Origin of the sequence: Rhizobium sp. Pop5 (assembly GCF_024721175.1) — a bacterium.
Lineage (GTDB): Bacteria > Pseudomonadota > Alphaproteobacteria > Rhizobiales > Rhizobiaceae > Rhizobium.
This window is the reverse complement of record NZ_CP099398.1, coordinates 171518-190058: the sequence shown is the minus strand read 5'-3', so window position 1 is coordinate 190058 and position 18541 is coordinate 171518. Positions and strand designations below refer to the sequence as shown.

The following is an 18541-nucleotide window of genomic DNA, read 5'->3' as shown; positions in this document are numbered from 1 at the left end:
CCTACCGGTGAGGGCGCCGATGGTTGGCTCTCCAGTGTCTATCCGGCATTACGCGCCAAGCGAAAACAGATTTCATGAACAGGTCCAACGCGTTTGGACGGAGAGATCGCTAATCCCAGGCAGGATCTGACGAAACGTAAGCCCACGGTGAAGGCCGTCTTGCGATAGAGGGCTTCTGACTGCCCGTCCTAGTGGTAACACTAGGAGTAGTCATATGACGAAGCATCCAATTGAGTAAGCGGCAAGCTGAGGCCGTTCAGGCCGTGTAGTTCCATGGCATGAGGGCATCTATCTCGCTGCTGGGCCATCCGTTTGCGAGACGCTCAAGCGTTTGGGTCAGCCAAGCCTGAGGATCGACGGTATTCATTTTTGCCGTTTGCAACAGGGTCGCGATCGTCGCCCATGTCCTGCCGCCGCCGTCGCTACCAGCGAAGAGGCTATTTTTTCTGGTGATGGCTTGAGGCCTGATTGCCCGCTCAACAATGTTGGAGTCAATCTCGATGCGCCCATCCGTCAGAAAGCGCTCGAAGATGTCTCGACGCGAGATGGCATACCGGAGAGCCTCGGCGAGTTTGGATTTTCCCGAGACCCGCGGAAGGGTCGCCTGCCAAAGTGTGAAGAGGTCACGGACGATCACCGCCGAACTCTTCTGTCGCGCCGCGACACGAGCTTCAGGGCTTTGGCCTCGAACGGTTTCCTCGATCTCCCAAAGCTTTGCCATGCGCTCGACCGTCTCTGTGGCGACCTTCGAGCTCTTGGCAACATGCAATTCATAGAACTTCCGGCGGCTATGTGACCAGCAGCCAGCCAGGACAACGCCGTCGTTGCCTCCATCCTTGCGGACCAGTTTGCTGTAGGCACCGTATCCATCGACCTGCAGGATCCCGTGATAGCCGCTGAGGTGCCGCGCAACGCATTCGGTCGCTCGGCTGTCCTCGAAGCGATAGGCCACCATCGGCGGACCGCTGCCTCCAAAGGTCCGATCGTCCCTCGCGTAGGCCCATAGCCACGCCGTCTTTGCCGATCCGGATCCAGGTGCAAGCGTCGGCAAGGTCGTTTCGTCGGCAAAGATCCGCTCTGCCTTCTTGATCTCGTTCAGGATGTAATCAGCAAGAATATCGAGCTCGAACCCCAGCTTGCCCATCCATTGAGCCATGAGCTTGCGGTCGAGTTCGACCTTGTCCCGCGCGTAGATCGCTTCCTGGCGATAGAGGGGTAGACCATCGGCATATTTGGAAACGGCGATCTGCGCCAGAAGTGCTTCTGTTGGAATGCCGCCTTCAATGATGTGTGGCGGGGCCGCAGCCTGGATGACGCCGTCTTCGTTCTTAAAAGCGTATTTGGGACGGCGCGTGACGATGACACGGAACTTCGCCGCCACGACATCTAGCCGTTCGGAGACGTCTTCTCCGATCAGGATTCTTTGCTTGCCCGCGTGTTCCGGTAACTCTTCCGGCTCAATCACCACCTCGACGCGCTCAAGATGCGGTGCAAAGCCCTTGCGTGGCCGCGGTGCGCGTTTGCCATCCGTATTCGAGCTGCCTTTCGTGACCTGGGCTTTAATCGCGGCTATGCCGGTCTCGATCTCCTCGAAGACAAAGGCTTGCTGCTCATCGTCGATAGCCGATGCGCCGAGCTTTTCCGAGCGCCGTCCGAAGCGAGCCCGATCGAAGGCCTTGAGGATCTGCGTCAGCCTCTCGATACGCTCGTCGGCGTCAGCATTGCGGGCCTCCAGGTCATCGACCTGCTTTTCCAAAGCATCGACACGGGCTGCCTTTTCGGCCATGGCAAGGACCATGGCCTTTAGGGCCTCAACATCATCCGGGAGCTCGATCTCGGGTCGCGTCATGGATCTGATCAGAGCATATTTTGCCGTGATCCGCCCGTAGTTTCAGGCCCCTGATTCACTTCGCCGCAGTGGTTTTACCCAACAATCTCAGGCGGTTTGACGGGCGTAAAGCGAACCCGCTTCCAGTCCATTCCATCGACCAATGCCAAGAGCTGGGCATGGTTGAGCTGGACCCGGCTGTGGCCAATGCGCGGCCAGCAGAACTGCGCTTTTTCCAACCGCTTGGCATAAAGGCAAACCCCGGATCCATCCCACCATACAATCTTGATCCGGTCCGCTCGCTTCGCCCGGAAGACATAGAGAGATCCGCTGAACGGATCGCTGCCGGCATCTCGAACCAGCGATAGCAAGCTATCTGGCCCCTTGCGGAAGTCTATTGGATGGCTCGCGAGAAAGACCTTTACGTTCGACGGGATCATGCCGAGCGCACCGCTCGGATAACCCGTTGCAGGTGTGCTTCATCGATCCCAGCGCCAGCCCGGATCACAACGTCGCCGATGATCACGTCGATCACCGCAAGCGCACCACTTGACGTCGTTCTCGATACCGTAGCCTGATCCTGCCGCGCAGATCGGCGTCCGTCACGAGCATCACGGCGCCAACCAAATAGCTGTGAGGGATGTATCTCTAGGCGATGTGCGATCGCCGAAACACTGGCGCCGGGCTCCATCGCCTCGGCCACTGCCCGTTCTTTGAATTCGTCGGACCAGCGCCGCCGAAACTGTCGCGGCGCACCTTCAAGCCGTTCCGGAACGGCCTCGATCATATGGAAGTTTCTAGTTCCAGAGCTAGGCGCAGACATAGAAGCTCACAGTTCGTGAATCGTCTCACCGCAATACCGGAATCGCCGCCATCAATGCCAGACGGGGGCTGCTTGTCGCTTACCCAATTGAGGTGATCACGTCTGTAGAGCGCCGTCGGCGCTGGTCACGCGAAGATAAAGAGCGCCTTGTCGCTGCGTGCTTTGAGCCAGACGCGGTCATCTCCGAGATTGCCCGCGCGGCCGGCATCCATGTCAGCCAGTTGTTCCGTTGGCGCAAAGAGCTTTGCCGGATCGAGGAGCCAAGGTCTGATACGGCGACTTTGGTGCCGGTGATCGTATCCGAGGCCGCTTCGACAGTCTCTCCCGTTCAACCGGAATCGCCCACCACATCCCACCCTCGTCGGAAGCGTAGCGATGTGACAATCGAGCTTGGACGGGGTCGGCGCGTGCGCGTGGATAGCGACATCGATACGGATGCCCTTGGCGGATTCTCGATTGCGTGCTGGGGCTGCGATGATTCCGGTTCCGAGTGGCGTGAAGGTCTGGCTGGCGACAGGCCACACCGATATGCGAAAAGGCTTCCCCGGTTTGTCGTTGATGGTGCAGGAGGCGCTGAAGCGCGACCCGATGTGTGGACACCTGTTCGTATTCCGCGGCCGCGGTGGCGGTCTGATCAAGGTGATCTGGCATGACGGCCAGGGCGCTTGCCTGTTCACGAAGAAGCTGGAGCGCGGCCGCTTCATCTGGCCATCAGCGGCCGATGGCACGGTGGTGATCACGCCTGCGCAGCTCGGTTATCTGCTGGAAGGTATCGACTGGCGGATGCCGCAAAAGACCTGGCGGCCGACGTCGGCCGGATAACCAAAAACACTGGAATGACAGGGTCGAATATGATTCCATCCTGTCATGAGCAATGCGACCGAAGAGCTTCCGGACGACCTTGCCAGTGCGCTTGCACTGCTGGCCCAGGAACGCGCTCGACGTGTCGCAGCCGAAGCAGAAGCAGCGACCGCCAAGGCAGAAGCCGCCAGCGCAAAGGCACTCGTATCGCATTCCGAGGCGCTGATCGCGCGGCTGAAGCTGGAGATCGACAAGGTTCGCCGTGCACTCTACGGCAGCCGGTCCGAGCGCAAGGCGCGGCTCCTGGAGCAGATGGAACTGCAGCTCGAGGAGTTGGAAGCGGACGCCGGTGAAGATGAACTGGCGGCGGAGATCGCAGCCAAAGCTTCAGCCGTCAAAGCCTTCGAGCGCAAGCGTCCGTCACGCAAGCCCTTTCCCGAACACCTGCCGCGTGAGCGCGTCGTAATCGCCGCTCCCACGAATTGCGCCTGTTGTGGATCGGTTAAACTGTCGAAGCTTGGCGAAGACATTACCGAGACCTTGGAAGTCATCCCGCGTCAGTGGAAGGTCATCCAGACGGTGCGGGAGAAGTTCACCTGCCGCGAGTGTGAGAAGATCACGCAGTCACCCGCACCCTTCCATGTGACACCCCGCGGTTTTGCCGGGCCGAACCTGCTGGCGATGATCCTGTTTGAGAAGTTCGCCCAGCACCAGCCGCTCAATCGCCAGAGCGAGCGCTACGCCCGCGAGGGCGTCGACCTCAGCTTGTCGACGCTGGCCGATCAGGTTGGAGCATGTGCCGCGGCGTTGAAGCCCATTCACTCCCTGATCGAGGCGCATGTCCTTGCTGCCGAACGTCTGCACGGCGACGACACGACCGTGCCGATCCTGGCCAAGGGAAAGACCGATACGGGCCGCATCTGGACCTATGTCCGGGACGATCGGCCGTTCGGAGGGCTCTCTCCGCCGGCGGCCCTTTACTATGCCTCGCGGGACCGACGGCAGGAGCATCCGGAGCGCCACCTGAAGACCTTCAAAGGCATTCTGCAGGCGGACGCCTATGGCGGCTACAATCCGCTGTTCAAGGTTGATCGCGATCCAAATCCTCTAAGGCAGGCGTTTTGTTGGGCACACTCGCGGCGTAAGTTCTTCGTGCTCGCCGACATTGCCGCAAATGCCAAGCGTGGAAAGAACGCCGCGCCGATCTCCCCTATGGCGCTCGAAGCCGTCAAACGGATCGACGGCCTGTTCGATATTGAGCGCGAGATCAACGGGCTTCCGGCCGATCAACGCCTGGAGCGTCGCCGGAGAGACTGTCTGCCACTCGTCGATGATCTGCAGGTCTGGCTTCAAACCGAGCGGGCAAAGCTCTCACGCAGTTCTCCGGTGGCGGAGGCGATCGACTACATGCTCAAGCGCTGGGATGGCTTCACATCATTTCTGCAGGACGGCCGGATTTGCCTGACGAATAATGCGGCAGAGCGAGCGCTCAGAGGCTTTGCCGGACCTGAGTCATTGTGCACTCCCTCTTTAAGTATCTGTAAACATTGGAAGCGTCTCGGTGTCAGCAATTCGGCAGACAACACGTTCGTCTTGATCAGGTGGCGTATTCGGTGGTTGGTCACGCCCAAAACCGCCGCCGCCTCTGTCATGGTCAGCCATTCGCCCTCTTTATCGGCTGATTTGTACGCGTGAATGGCCCGGACCCGCCTTACGGAAGCGACCCGGTGTGCAGTCCAGGTTTTTCCTTGCCCCGTGGGCATTCCCATTCGATTGAGCGACGCGGCGATATGTTCATCGGACCAGCGTCCTGCCATGCTCCGCATCACTGCCAAAGCATCTTCCGTTGTGGCGCACCCGTGTTCACCCGTCTGGGGCTTGCGAACCTTGAGCTCCGAATGCTGACCGCCTTTCCAATGGATGGTCAGCACCACGTCGCGCACCTCATCACGACATCGACAACAATGTCGGCGATCAATGTACGTAGCAGTTGCTGGCGCACGCGCATGGTGACATCCGGCGACTCCCAGGCCGCCTGCAGATTGTCGGCGAGGTTTGCGAAAGTGCCTGGGTCAACTTCGATGGTTGAAGGACTTTCGGTAGGCCGCGCACTTCCAGATCACGGACGCGGCGTAGCGCCGTTTCCCAATTCTTCTCAAGCTGTGCAGCTATCAGGCGGTTGTCGGGATCGCATGCCGCATAGCGGCGCTCGGCGAGGCTAGCCTCGTAGCGGGCCTGTTGTAGCTCCAGATCGTGAATGTGGCGCTGGTCTTCCTGTCGCTCCCGGTGCATCCGCTCTGCTTCAAAAGTCGCCTCGATCGCTAATGGTTCTACCGCGCGCAACAACTCGCGCGCAACCGCCGCATCGACCTTCGAGCCGCCGAACGTCATGCAACGGGGCAAGCCCATCATCAGGTTCTGTTTATAGCAGCGATAGACAGGATTTTGTGGATTTCCCGTATAGGCAACACTCAGTCGCCGTCCACACCGTCCGCAGGTCAGGAGACCTGATAATAATGCTTTGCCGCCGCGGCCCGATTTAGTCCCACCCGAGCGGCCATAATTATTGAGGGCCAGTTGCTGTTGGTTACGCTCGTATTCGCCCCAACTAATGTAACCTTCGTGATGGTCCCGGATCATCACCTCCCAGCTACCGACGGGCTTGCCGTGCCCGTAACTGCGCCGAGCCCGTCCATCGACGATGGCAGTCCGCTTCTCGCTCTTCCCATAGACGTAAACGCCGGCGTAGAAGGGGTTTTTGAGGATGCCGATCACATTGCGATAACGTACTGGCATCCATACGAAGTTGGTCATGCGCCCTTCATCCGACGGCCGAGGGAAGTGAATGTGATCTTTCGTCATCGACAGCAGCACCTGACGCGCGCTTCCAAGGTCGTGGAAGCGGGCGAAGATGGATCGAATTACCTCTTGCAGACGCAGATCAGGATCGAGCCCAAGCCCGGCCTCCCGATGCCAAATGTAGCCGAACGGAACGGAAAGTCGCAGTTCGCCACGGCGCGCCTTCGACCTGGCGGCATCGAGCATCCGGGCTCTCAGCACGCCCAGTTCGAACTCGCTGATACTGCCCTTCATTCCCAGCAGCAGCCGATCGTTGGGTCGACATGGATTGTAGACGCCGTCATGTCAATGACGCGGGCTTCGACCAGGCCGCACAGTTCGAGCAGGTGATGCCAGTCCCGACCGTTGCGCGCAAGCCGTGAAGCATCGAAGCAGAAAACGGCACCAACTTTGCCGGCGCACAGTAGGGCGACGAGACGATCGAAGCCCGGACGGGCGACGGTTCCGCTGGCAGAGCGCCCGAGGTCGTCGTCGATCACCTCGACGTCGCTGAAGCCGTGGTGTCGCGCAATGTCAACAAGATTATACTGCCGTCGCTGGCTTTCCAGATTGGTTATAACCTGCGACTGCGTGGATTGCCGCACATAAACGACGGCCTTGCGCGCGAGCAGCGCTGTCGGAATCAAATCAGTGCTGGTCATCGTTGACCTCCTCGACGACGAGGCCTGCGGCCTGCATCAGCAGGCAAGCCAGCGTTGAAATCGCCTTCTTGCGTTCCTTGTCGCTCAGTCCGTCGAGCATCCGAGTTTTGAATATCAGGTCGAGCTGCCGGCCCGACGCCGGCACCAGCGTATTGCGGGATCTCATCATGGTCCTCCTGAGTGATTCTACGTCCACTTCGGAAGGGTGCCGCTTTGCTGCCGCCAGAGACCAGCCTGTTCAATTCGATTAGCGTCGCAAGATCGACGCGTGGCGTTCCCATGGTCATGCCGCGGCAGACCACGGGATCGATCATCCACCCTGAGATCGCGATGACGACACCTGTCGGCCCCAGAACCTTCAAAAACCGGCCTGTCGCTCGTTCTTCGACGCGACGAATGGAAACCTTCTGGCCAAAATATGGATGCCAGCGATAGTGAACCTCGACTTCATCGCCGACATGGGCAGAATGAACGGGGCATTGCGCTCGGCAGAAAATCCTGGCTCTTCGCCGGATCAGACCGCGGTGCAGATCGTGCGGCCTTCATGGCCACATTGATTATGACGGCAAAACTCAACGACATCGATCCGCAGGTGTGGCTGGCCGACGTTCTTGCCCGCATCGCTGATACGTCGATTACCAGGCTGGAGCAGTCCGTGGAATTGGACGCCGCCGACCGTCAACGCTCAAGCGGCCTGACCTGCGGCCTTCACCGGAGGCTTACGACGAAACAGGAAAGACGTTGTTTGTAGCTTTTATCCGACGGCGATAGTGACGGTGCTATCCATAGGAGACTGAAACTTATCCATTCAAACCGTCCGCCTCCATCTTTCCAATGCGCGCCAGCGGCTGCAGGCACCCGCTCGTGTTGAGGCCGCGGCCAAAGCTGTCAGCGCAAATTTATCAAAGCAATATTTTTTGCTAGTTCCAAATAGATCATCCGACGACCCGCTGTCATCAACGCTTCTCTCGATGCTACGCACGACGACTCGTTCGCGCGGGACATCGTTCTCGTTCGCCCTCGGCGGACGATGGCTTCCGCCATCGCGATGCTAAGGGAGGATCTGCCGGAGGAGGTTGCAAGCCTGCACAGTCGCGTGATTTTCAGCATCGACGGTCGAGGGGATGCGCTGGTTCTCACCACGGGCCGCATGACGACGCCGTCGGAATACTTCGCGCGTCACTTTCAATATGCCGGTGAACACGCCCCACTAGCTGCGCGAGGTCAATGCCTGACGATTTTAGACGCCGGTTCGCGGGATAGGAGCTTGCGGCCGTCGGGTCGCGGCAGTGGGCGGCGTCCGGGTGGCTAAGAAGGAGACGGCTCACGCCGCCTCCTCCTCGTTGAGGTCCGGCTGCAAGTCATGCAGATAGTCGACCGCGCGCTGGGCATGAGCTGCCGCTGAAAAGATGGCACGCTTGTCGCTGCCGAGAACCTTGAGCCAGTCATCGAGATAGCTTGCATGGTCGGGGCGTGGTTCGAGCTCGGGGACGATACCAAGATCGGCGCAGAGAAAGCAGCTGCCGAGTTCGGCAATGAGCTCTTCGCGGGCGCGTTCGCTCCTGTCTTTCGCATAGCGGCTGAGATCCCGATCGAGCCTTCGCGGTGCAGCGGTCCAGTGCGTCATCTCGTGACTGAGAACGGCGACATAGGATGCATCGTCCCGGAAGGCGTCGAAGCACGGCATCTGGATGTAGTCACGGGCAGCAGCATAATAGGCCGCCGATCCTCCATGGCGGATCAGGGCGCCGGTATTGGCAAAGAAGCGGCCGGCAGCACCGATGCGGCTCATCCAATCCTGGTCAGGCGCGATGGAATGGGCAAGGCCATCAAGGCCGGTGATCTGGTCGGTGTTGAACACGGTGTAGGTTTTGAGGAAGGGGATGTCGCGTTCGATTTCGGCGCCTGTCTCCGTCGTCTCGGCGCGGATGAAAGAGCTGGCGAAGACGACGGTCGTGCCGGTTTCGCCCCTGCGGACGGCGCCGCCGAGCTCGATTGCCTGGCGAAACGTCATCCACCTTGGTGATGCAAAGCCGCGGGCGATGGCTTCAGACCAGAGGAGCAGAGCATTGATGCCGGTGTAGGGTTGGCCATTGTGGCGCAGTGGCCGGCTGACCTCGGCTGTCCAGCCTCCCGTCGTCCATGGCTTGGTCCATGGACGGACGCCCTGTTTGAGATCGGCGATGATCTTGGTGGTGATGCGGCTGTAGATATCGGATCGTTGATTGGATTGCTGCCTGTTCATCTCTGAACCTCCGTTCGAGGTCGCGGCCATCGCGACCTGCTACGGCGGTCCAAAAGCCAGGCTGCAAGTGCGGCCAGCACCCGCAGGGCCGCAACGAAGTGAAGGACGGCAAAGCCGTTGCGGGCAGCGCGAGCCTGGCAGGACCAAAAGCCGGGGCAGGACGGGATGCAGCAACACCACGGCGAGACAGGTTTGAAACCCAGGCAGAAATGAAAAATCCAGTCTATTACGCAAGGCGGGAGCGTCCGGGATGAATCGATGGACCCGAAGCGTGGCATCGACCTTGCGCGGCCGTTCCTCGTCGACGCAATGGAGAAGGTTAGCAACGAGAGTGCCATTTCGTCGAGGAAGCCAAGACCGCCGAGACCAAACTCGTAGTCTTCGCGCGCATGCAATTCGACCCGTACCTCAGCCCCTACTTCGTCGCCAACCAGGACAAGATGCGGGTAGAGTTCGAGGATCCGTATATCCTCATCCACGAAAAGAAGCTATCGAACCTGCAGTCCTTGCTGCCGGTAAGTTGAGGTCTGATGGAGCATTCCAATCGGCCGACCGCCTTCAGCAAATAGGCAGAACCATTACGAAATCACGGCGCAATCGCTGACGTTTTTTTCCGCCACCCGTTCAAATGGCCGAAAGTTTCGAGTTGATCGAATTGAAGCTCCCGTGTTCGGGAAGTGGTGGGATCCGGGAACGTTTGGCAAGATTCAACGAACCACTGGCCGCCACGCCCAGAGAGGGTCATAGGGAATACGATGACAAGCGCGGACGCTCAGTCGTTCAGTTAGGTTGCGAGCACGTATCAGCTTGGGATCGGTATGACTCACATAGCGCCTCCAACTGATTTACGGCACTAGCCAAATCGTGAAGTTCCGATTTCAGCGATTGGATGATGTCGAAATGTCCGGAGCCATTCGAATTCGCAGTTGAACTTTTCAAATCCGCAGAATTTCTATTCGGATGGGGAAATGGGATGAGCTTTTGCACGGTTATGCTTTTGACGATATTGACTCAGAATAGTAGATTGTACTGGGCAAGTCTTTGCAATGGCAATCGAAAGCGAAAACACGTCAACGTATGTTTCGTCGCGCAATTCGGTACAGGGCTTGCATATTTCGGAACATCAAAGCACCTGAAGTTTTCAGTAGTTCCTATTGGTCCGCGTTTTATCCATTCGCCCAGAGTAGTTTGGGCTTCCGTTGGATGAGTGCGGTATAAACAGCGCCGCAGGTGGCGTGGATCCTGCGCGCTGTTAGCCGTAGGCTTCACGCGGTTCGGGTCCCAACAGTTGCGGGCGGCAAGCGCATGAGTGCCACCCCTTCCTCTGCGGGCATCGGCGTAAGATGGGAATCACCGCGAGAGAACTCGGGCACTGCGTTTGCAGCGAGAAGTTCGGACTTCGGGATGGGCTTGCTATAGTAGAACCCCTGTGCCACAGCGCAGCCGCTTTCAACCAAGAATTTTTCTTGATCGACCGTCTCCACGCCCTCAGCGACTACATTTTGCCCTAGGCAGCGCGCAATTGAGAGAATTGCCTTGACCAGTTCTCTACTTCGCTTGTCGGATCGATTGATGAATGACCGATCAATCTTGAGGGTATCAATGGGAAAGTTAGCCAAATAGCTCAGAGATGAGTAGCCGGTGCCGAAATCATCGATCGCTATGGAAATTCCGCTCGCATGCAATTGAGAGAGTGTCGTCGAAACGCCCTCGCAGTTATGGAGCAGGAGACTCTCAGTTATTTCAACCTCGATCCACTCCGCACGACAACCGGTTTCCTGCAATACGTCCGCCACCGTTTGCGACAAACGCGGGCATTGAAACTGCTTAGGAGACAAATTTACCGCAATCTTGTGCGGGGGCAGTCCATCTGCATTCATGACGGCAGCCGTGCAACACGCCTCATGCAGCACCCATCGTCCAAGATCGATGATCAATCCCGTTTCCTCGGCGACACCTATGAATTCTCCCGGAGGGATCATTCCCATCTTCGGATGATGCCATCGTAGCAGTGCTTCTGAACCGATCACCTTTCCGTTGTCCAATAGGACCTTTGGCTGATAATGGAGTTCAAGTTGCTCATGTTTCAAAGCTAGGCGTAGGTCTGATTCTAGCGCTAGGCGCTTTTCAGCCCCAATCGTGAGATCCTTTGAGTAGAAGCGGAAGTTGCTACGCCCCGAGCGCTTCGCCAAATACATCGCAGAATCCGCATATTTCACCAAATCGTCGGGAGCGTCGCCGTCATTTGGAAATACCGATATCCCGATGCTGCAGGATACAAAGATCTCCCTGTCGGAAAGCATGAAGCGTTCGCCGAATGCGGCAAGCATTCTGCTGGCAATTTGAGCCAAATCGTCATTGTCCTGAACATTGGGCAGCAAGACTGCAAATTCATCTCCACCGAGTCTCGCCACGGTGTCGCTGGCACGGACGCCTTTTTTCATGCGTGTCGCCACCTGCCGCAGCAACTCGTCACCGACGGGATGTCCCATAGTGTCATTGATCGCTTTGAAATGGTCCATGTCGATCAGCATCACCCCGGCTCGCTGGCCCGCCGAAGCCGCGTCCCCGATCATCTCGCGTAGCCGTTCATTGAAAAGTGTCCGGTTAGGCAGGCCGGTCAGAGAATCGTAGAATGCCATCTGATGGATTTTCTTACGGGACGTGTCCAGTTCGGTGATATCGCGGGCGACGCCGAGGATCCCCATCAGCTTTCCCCCCGTGAATACCGGAACCTTACGAGTCTCCAAAAGCGTTGATCGACCGTCCTCGTGAGCGGTAAACCGTTCCTCATTGATGAGAATACGGCCGGCTTGCATGGCCTCCTCATCCTTGTCACGAAAAAACTGGGCGAGTTCGGGAGTAAACAGGTCATAATCCGTTTTCCCGACGATTTCCGCTTCTGCCTTGCCGACCAATTCTTCGAAGGCATGATTGCACAACAGATATTTGCCTGTTACGTCTTTCAGCCATACCATATCCGGAATGGTCTGCAGGACACTTAGGAGGCGAGCCCGAGCTTCAATAGTCGTGCCCTCGGCGTGCTTTCGTTCGGTAATATCGCGAGATAACACCAGAAAAGTGACGGTTGAGTGATTGCTGCTTGGTCGCCTTGCGACCGACAGTTCAAACCAACGGGATTCGCCGTTTGGTAGGGCTATACGGACACAACGACCGTAGGAGGCGCCGGTTTCATCGGCTTCTTCAAGAGCCAGCATAGCGATGTCGGCCTGATCTGGAGGGAGCACATCGCGGACAAGCTTGCCGAGCAGCACTTCTTTTCGCTGCGCCAGGATCTCCTGATTCCTTGCCCAGACCTGCAGGTAGCGACCGTCGGCATTTACCTCGAACAGAACGTCAGGAATGGCGGCAATAATTCCCTCTGCGAATTCAAGAGCCTCTTTGAGATCATGCTCCGCACGTTTTCGCTCTGTGATGTCCAACATCACGCCAACCAAGCCGATCCTGTTACCAGCGATATCAGTGATTGCGGTCTTGCTGAGTAAAAGATCAACGACACCACCATTCTCGGTGGTGGCCTTTGCTTCATATTGCTGAACACCGCCATTTGCAAAAAGCGCCTCGTCCAACGCGGCATACGTCTCGGCTATGGGTGCGGGCACCAAATCGAAAACGGTTTTTCCGATAATATCTCCCTTTGAGCGGCCGGAGAAGCTTTCGAAGGCCCTGTTGCAACCAAGGTGTATCCCATCTCTGTTTTTGAAGAAGACGGGTAACGGGATCGCGTCGAGTACGACGGCACTGGACATCTCTTCGGCGTTGAATGGCAAGTCGACGTTTGTCGCAGGATGCCGGGGATTCGCCCGGAAAGCCTTCTCAAACGGTTGCTTCAGACTTGCGACATCTGCGTCGTGACCGTGCGATGGCCGGACAACGGAGGCTTCCGAAAATGGCGGGGCCGTGCCCGTGGCAAGCGGAGGGCTGGCATTGACCGCGTTGCGGAAGGCTCCACGCCCCTGGTCGATTTGAGCATCAGTCGCCATCTGCACTTCCACAGGCTGTTCGGGGCGGGATGTGCGTTCCGATTGACGTACGTGTTTCATGTGCCTGTCCTGCTTTGTCACGTGGCTGAGCAATCATCCGTCAAGCCAGCATTTTGTTAGGACCGCACAAGTCATTTGGCGGAGTACCATGCCGCTACCCCACCGGGATATCGCTCTCATTCAGAATCATCAAAGACGTGTATTTGCATGTGGTCGGCGACGCCGCCCATATCATTTAGAACGCTTGCCAATCATCATTCGAAGGCGCGAGCACCAGGTTACCACGGCGCATCGGATAGTCTCCGCGGTCAACCATTGTCTGACCGGGCGGGAAGCTCTTCCCAAGTTCGCCCGTGACCTTCTGTGGCTTCCCGCTCTCGTCTTTGAAGTGGAAATGTTTCAACAGTGCGGCTAGGCTTTGGCTCTCTTGAGCGAGGTGCGATCCTGCAGTATTCATCTCCGCGACCATGCTCGCATTTTCTTGAGTGGCATGGTCCATATGGTTAACCGCGCCGTTGATCTCGCGCAGGCCCGACGATTGTTCCTGGGAGGCCGTTGCGATTGCGTCCATATGAAGATTTACATCCTGCACAAGCTCTTCAATCGTTCTCAGGCCCGATCCGGTTTCACTCACGAGCCTTACGCCTTCGTCGACGGCAAGAGCTGAATTGCCGATGAGATCCTTGATTTCTTTTGCCGCTGTCGCTGAGCGCTGTGCAAGCTCCCTGACCTCCTGGGCAACAACCGCAAAGCCTTTTCCCGCGTCGCCAGCACGCGCTGCTTCGACGCCGGCGTTCAGCGCCAGGAGGTTCGTTTGGAAGGCGATCGCGTCGATGACGCTGATGATCTGGGAAATCTGCTTGGAGGAGTTTTCAATGCGATTCATGGCGCCGATAGCATCGCGTACAACCCGACCGGACATTTCCGCATGATCTCGCATCTGTTGGACGGCTCCGCGCGCCTCAGCCGTCCTCTTCGTGGTCGATGCAACGTTGACGGTTATCTCCTCCAACGCCGCTGCAGTTTCCTCGAGCGAAGCCGCCTGCTGCTCCGTGCGTCTTGAAAGATTTTCAGATGCGGCCGAGACGCCCGAGCTGCCATTCGTGACCGTTTCGACTGAATGGCCGACGGTAACAAGCACGTCCCGGAGCTGACGAATGGAAGCGTTGAAATCCCTGCGCAAACTTTCAAACTGTGGCGCTAACGGCTCCTCAATCTCATAAATCAAGTCTCCATCCGCCATCCGCTTCAACCCGGTTGCCAATGCCGTCGTCGCTCGGATGAGGCGCTCTTCTGCTTCTTTTTCCGCCCTTACCTGAATATCCAGCTTCTCTTGGTCAGAACGAATGCGCTCAGCTTCCGCGGATGTCTCCAGGTTACTTTTCTGTATGGCCGCGCCGCGGAAAAACTCAAGGCAACGCGCCATGTCCCCGATCTCGTCGCGTCGGATCGTCAAGGGCACCGGCGCCGACGTATCGCCTTCTGCGAGTGCCTTCATTCGGCTTGTCAGAGTCCGAATGGAGCTTGAAATTCTCCGAACGACCGAAATGCACAAAATGAGTACCGTAGACATGATCAGAAGCGTGGCGCCGGAGTAGCCGATAAAGGCATTGCGAAGATCGGCGTAACGCTGAAATGCCATCTCGTCCAACTCGTCGCCGGTGCGCATAATGAGTGCGGTCAACAAAGCAGCCCGCTGTTGGGTGATTTCATTCCATCGATCCAACGTCTCGGGGGGAAGGAAACGCCTGGCTGGTTTGCATACATCTGATCGCGAACGCCCGCGATGAACTTGCCTGCGGCGCTGGCCTCGAAGTCGTCATAAGATTTGACGAGATCGGCGGGGAGAAATTCCTGCATCGCAGGCACATAAAGCTGCTTTAGATTTTTTGACTGTAAGAGGGACGAAAATAGATCGACGGACATGGCTGAATTTTTGACGTAGGCTCGGCCGGGCCTGATCTCCAGCAAACTAGCTTCCGTGATCTGCATGAGCGCGTGAAAACCGGTAATTTGGCGTGCTAAATCCAAATCATTGACAGTCGCCCCAGTGCGACGGACGAGCTCCAAGCCCGCAAGGGCAGCCGGGCGCAAAGCAACAGCTCCCTCCGCCTCGCTAGCCGTTCCGTCATCGACGCGCCGGCGGAAGCTATCGATATTGTCCCGCCTTTCACGAATGATCTGTACCGCCCGTTCTATGGCCGGATCGTCGAATGCCTTTTTCCAAGAGTCGTAAGCGGAAAAGACCGCTGTAAAAGCCCTGTCCGATGCAGCTTGCTTTGCCCGACGCACGTCGGCGCCTGCAAACGCTTCCGCCGCTATAGCTTGGGCGAGGAATCCGCCTTCCCGCCCAAGTCGCTGCGTTGTTTGTGCGCTGCGGAAGGTAGAGTATTCTCGGTAATATCCCAGTGATGTTGATACTCCGATGATTACGAACGCCGTCAACGGGATAATTGCCAAAATCATTAAAAGTAGAGATAGCGGCAGTCTCGACATATGTTCCTCATAGACGACTATAAATTACACCGGCTTCCATTAGCGACGCGGTCCAGAACATTGCGACATTGACCGCTATGTGTGAGATGACCTCGGCATAATTACTATAAGATTAACCCCTGTAGTGGTCTTGAACTGCGTTGCGCAGATCGGAACATCGTCGCGTTCAGGGGATCAACTGCAAGACAGATCTTGGGCCGAGGCAGTCGGCTTTTCTGGAGAGTGCTGTTGCTGCAAGCCTTGAGGACGGTCGAGCGTGCCGGCTGATCGTAGCTCGGTCGGCGCAATCTGCTTATGATATACGCAATGTTTCCGAGGGAAGTACCCCATAGCGCTTGCGATAGTCCGCAGAAAATCTGCCTCTATGCACGAAGCCCCATTTCAGAGCGACCTGCGTGACCGAGAGGCCAGGTTCGCCTGTCATCAGTTCCTGATGCACTAATTCCAACCGTAGGTGCTGCAGGAATGCCAGAGGGGTCGTATTCCGAAAGTTGCGAAAACCGCTTTGAAGAGTGCGTCGGCTTACGCCACAAGCCGTTGCGATTTCCTCAAGAGATAGCGGCCGAGTAATATTGGCACGCATATAGTCGACCGCCCGCTTAACGGCCTTGGGTAAGGGTGATTCAGCAACGCGGCATAACTCAGATGAGTAGCGATGCTGCGCAGCTTCAATCAAAAGCTCCATCGTCGTTTCAGTGAGGTGATGAAGTGCTATCGGTGATTGAAGGAGGGTTCCGTCTCGTAATCCAGCATACAGCACTGGTACCAGTTGAACCAAAAGGGAGCCGAACCCGACCGATAGGTCGATTTCTGGCGAAAAATCGAGGCTGCCTCTTATTGGCGTATTGAGCCGACATCCCAAACGGCGCGTCAGCTCATCATGGGCGATCCTAAGCCCCAAATGTTTCCTGGGCCCAATGAATTGGGTCGTACTCGCCGACATACTGTTCACGAAAACGCCCCGCGTTCCCTCTGAGGGGATTTGTCTGCCGTCAACGGTAACGACCGATCGCCCATGTAGTGGAAGCATGATGATGTTTGCCTCCGCCGGTCCCCGGTGCTGGACCGTTAGGTCGCCCTCGTAGTGCGCGGCAATAACTGCAATCGGACCATTGGTAATCGCATGTACATCGTAGGCGATCGTCTTATCGCCATGTACATGCGCTTCAGATTGCGGGGAAAGCCTCGAAAGCGCTGCCGCGAGTTCCTCGCTGCAGGTACCTTTGAGCGAGAAATGGTCAATCTTAGAGGGGGACACTCTCAACTCTCCACATCATCACTTCCTTCCCGAAACGGTATTCAAGCATGAGGCCCGCCTATCGCTAACGACAGGCGGACAGGGCAATTGACTTGTCGCGGCCAGTCCTCGCCGTGAATTCGACGCAGTCGAAGTCGCCTAAGTTGATAGTGCGAAGATCAATCATTGTTATATATGGAACTCCGACAGAATTGTTACCTGCTGCCAACCATCGCTTCGCAACCGATTCCCAAATGTCTGGCCTTTGATGGTCTCCATTCACGGCCCAGCAGACTCGGGCGTGCTCGCGCTAGCGACTAAACCTCATCCTTTAAGGTTTCTTTTTGCGTGATCAAACGTGCGGAGTGATGGCCGGAAACAAAGATCCATAGCCAGCTTAGTCCCACTGCCAATCTGCTCCTCGTACCTATCAGGAAGTAGATATGGGCAAGCCCCCAAATCCACCATGCAATTCCGCCCTTGAGCCGGATCTTCCCGAAGTCGATAACAGCCGAATTCGGCCCGATGGTAGCCAGGTTTCCCAGATGCCTATATCTGAACGCACTTGGAGTGGGTGTACCCAGACGTCGTGCTTCAATTACCGAAGCGACATATTTGCCTTGCTGTTTGGCGGCGGGAGCCACTCCGGGGACGGGTGTTCCATCAGCGGCCTTCACGGAGGCAGTATCTCCAATAATAAAAATCTCGGGCTTACCGCCAACAGTCAGATCTGGCTGCACGACCGCCCTACCCGCCCTGTCCTTTTCAGCACCGACCCAGGCGGCGGCGTTCGACGCTTGCACCCCCGCAGCCCAGATGACGGTCCGGCTTGAAACGAACTCATCTCCGATCGCGATGCCGTTCTCGTTGCATGCCGTCACGGGAATGCCTGTTCTCACTTCGACGCCCATCTTGATTAGCGACTGCTCGGCATATCTCGAAAGTGCCTCCGGGAACACGGGTAGGACACGTGGACCTGCCTCGATGAGAAGGATGCGCGCCGATCTGGTGTCGATGCTACGGAACTCCTCAACAAGAGTTCGTTGGGCCAGTTGCGCTATAATCCCAGCCATCTCCACGCCTGTCGGGCCTGCTCCGATTATGCTGAACGTGAGCATTGCCTTCCGCCGTTCGGGATCAGCCTCCAATTCGGCCTTCTCAAACGCGAGAAGAAGCCGCCGCCGGATGGTCGTCGCGTCTTCGAGTGCCTTTAGCCCGGGCGCAAACGGCTCCCACTCGTCCCGGCCAAAATAGGCGTGCCTTGCACCTGTCGCGAGAACGAGCGTGTCATAGGGAATAGCATTCCCATCCTTGAGCGATACTACGCGTGCCTCGGTATCAACGCCAACAACCTCGCCCAGCAGCGTCGATACATCCTTTCGTCCTCTGAACAATGCTCTGATGGGCCAGGCTATCTCCGAGGTTGCCAATACAGTCGTGGCAACTTGGTAGAGGAGCGGTTGAAAGAGGTGATGGTTGCGCCTGTCGACGATCGTTATGGAAGTGTCGGGACACTTGAGGTCCTTCGCTAACTGGAGTCCGGCAAAGCCACCGCCGACTACGACAACTCGATGCGTATCCATTTCGTCTCCCTCAAACCTGCGCGC

At 57.3% G+C, this 18541-nt stretch carries 11 protein-coding genes and 5 pseudogenes; 5 read left to right on the top strand and 11 right to left on the bottom strand.

Features of this window, described 5'->3' with window-relative positions; genetic code table 11:
* Positions 1-256: 256 nt before the first annotated feature.
* The 3 genes from NE852_RS00910 to NE852_RS00900 all read right to left on the bottom strand — a co-directional run bounded on the left by NE852_RS00910 (position 257) and on the right by NE852_RS00900 (position 2615).
* Positions 257-1849, bottom strand: coding sequence for an IS66 family transposase (locus NE852_RS00910; RefSeq protein ID WP_008536638.1), 1593 nt, complete (start codon positions 1847-1849; stop codon positions 257-259).
* 74 nt (positions 1850-1923) lie between these two features.
* Positions 1924-2268, bottom strand: coding sequence for an IS66 family insertion sequence element accessory protein TnpB (gene tnpB / locus NE852_RS00905; protein ID WP_008536637.1), 345 nt, complete (start codon positions 2266-2268; stop codon positions 1924-1926).
* Positions 2265-2615 carry a transposase gene (locus tag NE852_RS00900; protein WP_225897245.1) on the bottom strand — a complete coding sequence of 117 codons (351 nt, stop codon included), beginning with the start codon at positions 2613-2615 and terminating at the stop codon, positions 2265-2267. The genes tnpB (NE852_RS00905) and NE852_RS00900 overlap by 4 nt, the downstream gene beginning before the upstream one ends.
* A gap of 128 nt (positions 2616-2743) precedes the next feature.
* Between NE852_RS00900 and NE852_RS32685 the strand changes: the two are divergent.
* The 3 genes and pseudogenes from NE852_RS32685 to NE852_RS00890 form a co-directional block, all read left to right on the top strand.
* A pseudogene (locus NE852_RS32685) lies at positions 2744-2839 on the top strand (hypothetical protein); the annotation flags it as partial.
* Between the two features lie 286 nt (positions 2840-3125).
* Positions 3126-3473: an IS66 family insertion sequence element accessory protein TnpB gene (tnpB, locus tag NE852_RS00895; RefSeq protein WP_008536653.1), complete on the top strand. Its 348-nt coding sequence runs from the start codon at positions 3126-3128 to the stop codon at positions 3471-3473.
* A 45-nt stretch (positions 3474-3518) separates the two neighbouring features.
* Positions 3519-4955 (top strand): annotated as a pseudogene (locus NE852_RS00890) (IS66 family transposase); the annotation flags it as partial.
* On the opposite strand, the pseudogene NE852_RS32575 reads toward NE852_RS00890, so the two are convergent.
* Positions 4856-6952: pseudogene (locus NE852_RS32575) on the bottom strand (recombinase family protein). The pseudogenes NE852_RS00890 and NE852_RS32575 sit on opposite strands and share 100 nt — an antisense overlap.
* Positions 6939-7118, bottom strand: a complete 180-nt coding sequence (locus tag NE852_RS00875) for a hypothetical protein (protein WP_077994911.1) — start codon at positions 7116-7118, stop codon at positions 6939-6941. The pseudogene NE852_RS32575 and the gene NE852_RS00875 overlap by 14 nt, the downstream one beginning before the upstream one ends.
* A gap of 306 nt (positions 7119-7424) precedes the next feature.
* Between NE852_RS00875 and NE852_RS00870 the strand changes: the two are divergent.
* Positions 7425-7650: pseudogene (locus NE852_RS00870) on the top strand (transposase domain-containing protein); the annotation flags it as partial.
* Positions 7651-8276: 626 nt separating this feature from the next.
* On the opposite strand, the gene NE852_RS00865 reads toward NE852_RS00870, so the two are convergent.
* The gene (locus NE852_RS00865; RefSeq protein ID WP_004673402.1) at positions 8277-9197 is read right to left on the bottom strand and encodes an ArdC family protein; all 921 of its coding nucleotides are present in this window, start codon (positions 9195-9197) and stop codon (positions 8277-8279) included.
* Between the two features lie 294 nt (positions 9198-9491).
* On the opposite strand from NE852_RS00865, the pseudogene groEL reads away from it, so the two are divergent.
* Positions 9492-9715 (top strand): annotated as a pseudogene (gene groEL, locus NE852_RS00860) (chaperonin GroEL); the annotation flags it as partial.
* A gap of 747 nt (positions 9716-10462) precedes the next feature.
* Here the strand turns inward: groEL and NE852_RS00855 are convergent.
* The 5 genes from NE852_RS00855 to NE852_RS00840 form a co-directional block, all read right to left on the bottom strand.
* A complete protein-coding gene (locus NE852_RS00855) occupies positions 10463-13261 on the bottom strand; it encodes a bifunctional diguanylate cyclase/phosphodiesterase (RefSeq protein ID WP_037174937.1) in 2799 nt (932 codons plus the stop codon).
* Between the two features lie 175 nt (positions 13262-13436).
* Positions 13437-14885, bottom strand: coding sequence for a methyl-accepting chemotaxis protein (locus NE852_RS32680; protein ID WP_374991984.1), 1449 nt, complete (start codon positions 14883-14885; stop codon positions 13437-13439).
* Complete coding sequence (locus NE852_RS32675; protein WP_374991983.1) at positions 14882-15697, bottom strand: nitrate- and nitrite sensing domain-containing protein; 816 nt, start codon at positions 15695-15697, stop codon at positions 14882-14884. The genes NE852_RS32680 and NE852_RS32675 overlap by 4 nt, the downstream gene beginning before the upstream one ends.
* A gap of 292 nt (positions 15698-15989) precedes the next feature.
* A complete protein-coding gene (locus NE852_RS00845; protein ID WP_008534397.1) occupies positions 15990-16955 on the bottom strand; it encodes an AraC family transcriptional regulator in 966 nt (321 codons plus the stop codon).
* 296 nt (positions 16956-17251) lie between these two features.
* Positions 17252-18517 carry an NAD(P)/FAD-dependent oxidoreductase gene (locus NE852_RS00840; protein WP_004671504.1) on the bottom strand — a complete coding sequence of 422 codons (1266 nt, stop codon included), beginning with the start codon at positions 18515-18517 and terminating at the stop codon, positions 17252-17254.
* Positions 18518-18541 lie beyond the last annotated feature (24 nt).